Annotated in this window: 1 protein-coding gene; it reads right to left on the bottom strand. The window is 49.8% G+C overall.

What is annotated here, in order from left to right; translation table 11 throughout:
* Window positions 1-153: 153 nt before the first annotated feature.
* Window positions 154-464: transposase (locus JIF53_RS00015; protein WP_199451536.1), on the bottom strand; the 311-nt coding region annotated here is incomplete at its 5' end.

The raw sequence follows: 464 nt of genomic DNA, 5'->3' as shown, positions 1-464 counted from the left end.
TTAAGGAGGGTCTGATTAACGCCTGATTTATCGCTGAATCGCTTTTCAACTCGAAAAAAAGCCATTCAAGCGCGATTTTGGCGTTATCACCCTCTGTTTTGTTCGATTTTTGCCTATTTCCCGCCGTTTTGGCGGAAAACAGGCGAACTGACCCTACGACAGCAGGTATTTTTCACCCATCAGCAGGTTGCTGAACGCAGCCAGCAAGTGCAATCGGTTACTGTTTTTGGCCAAGCCGCGATAGCGAACTTTGCTATAGCCAAAGACCTGCTTGATGTACCGGAATGGGTGTTCCACTTTGGCCCGGGCGCTGGCTTTGAGCTTCTCGGCCTTTAGCTTTCGGTCGTCCAGTTTTTTACGAGAACCGGGGCGCTTGGCAATGAACCAGGATACATTTTGGCGATCTTTATGCTCATCCCGCTTTTGAATGCCAAGATAACCGGCATCACCGAACACGCGCAGCT

Source organism: Marinobacter sp. bablab_jr008 (assembly GCF_016464145.1).
GTDB lineage: Bacteria > Pseudomonadota > Gammaproteobacteria > Pseudomonadales > Oleiphilaceae > Marinobacter > Marinobacter nauticus.
This window is presented reverse-complemented; position numbering and strand designations above follow the sequence as displayed.